The sequence below is a fragment of the Vibrio sp. VP6 genome (assembly GCF_028823755.1).
GTDB lineage: Bacteria > Pseudomonadota > Gammaproteobacteria > Enterobacterales > Vibrionaceae > Vibrio > Vibrio parahaemolyticus.
On the sequence record NZ_JAPEID010000154.1, the window covers coordinates 1 to 955 of the forward strand.

Below are 955 nucleotides of genomic sequence, written 5' to 3' on the forward strand. Positions count from 1 at the left end.
ACGCCCCAACGATCCCCTTTATGAACTGAGAAAAAAGGGGAAATTCACAATATATAGACAAAAAATGATAGCAAAGCACTAGATAGGCTAAAATCGCGCTAAACGTAGCCGCTTTGGGAGTCTACCTGTTTTACCAAGTCATCAACAAAAGTGTCGAATGTTGGATGAATTCGTATGGATATACATTGTATATCCATAATTATGAGTATAAACTTAATGGTGACTCGTGATGGGGTCATATTATCTGCTGGAGCTTGACATACTCTAGCAATGGGTCTGTAAATCAAACCCTGTCGGTCAAAGGCCGACCGGAAGGAGCGAATAAATGTCACAAACAATAGCTAAGTGGGGCCACAGCGCAGCTGTGCGTATACCTTCTAAGGTATTGAAAAATATGGATATGGCGGTGGGTGACAAAGTGGAGGTTAAAGTGTTCAATCGACAAATTATCATTGAACCTGCAAAACCAACACTCGCCCAGCTTTTGAGTCAGATCACTGATGAAAACCGCCATGATGAAGTAATCACCGAAACTATGGGTAATGAATTGTTATGACGTATGCAGTACCAGAGAAAGGCGATGTAGTAGTAATGAGTTTTAATCCGCAAAGCGGACACGAACAAGCGGGAGACAGTCGGCCTGGGCTGGTCATTTCCCCGAAAGAGTTTAACCAAGCAACTGGCTTTGCTCTGGTATGCCCCATAACCAACCAGTCAAAAGGGTATCCGTTTGAAGTTGAAATAACCGGAAGCCAAAAAACAACGGGAGTGGTGCTGGCTGACCAAGTGAAGTCCTTGGATTGGCGCGCGCGTCGCGCTCGTGTGGTAGACTCCGTTTCAAACGAAACACTGGGGACTGTGCGGGATTATGTCACAGCGATTGCTAATGGCTGATGTGAGACAGTCATCACCTAAAGGTACTTTGTGCCAAACGTAAAAGCCGCCAGAAAGGGCG

At 45.2% G+C, this 955-nt stretch carries 2 protein-coding genes; both read left to right on the top strand.

Annotated features, from left to right (window positions below; all coding sequences use genetic code 11):
* The first annotated feature begins 325 nt into the window (after positions 1–325).
* Positions 326–556, top strand: a complete 231-nt coding sequence (locus tag OU793_RS24620) for an AbrB/MazE/SpoVT family DNA-binding domain-containing protein (RefSeq protein WP_017449238.1) — start codon at positions 326–328, stop codon at positions 554–556.
* Complete coding sequence (gene mazF / locus OU793_RS24625) at positions 553–894, top strand: endoribonuclease MazF (RefSeq protein ID WP_023624650.1); 342 nt, start codon at positions 553–555, stop codon at positions 892–894. The genes OU793_RS24620 and mazF overlap by 4 nt, the downstream gene beginning before the upstream one ends.
* Positions 895–955 lie beyond the last annotated feature (61 nt).

Bases quoted from the DNA above. Each gene is read 5' to 3' on its own strand.
- OU793_RS24620 (WP_017449238.1), top strand. From the start codon at position 326: ATGTCACAAACAATAGCTAAGTGGGGCCACAGCGCAGCTGTGCGTATA.
- mazF (WP_023624650.1), top strand. From the start codon at position 553: ATGACGTATGCAGTACCAGAGAAAGGCGATGTAGTAGTAATGAGTTTT.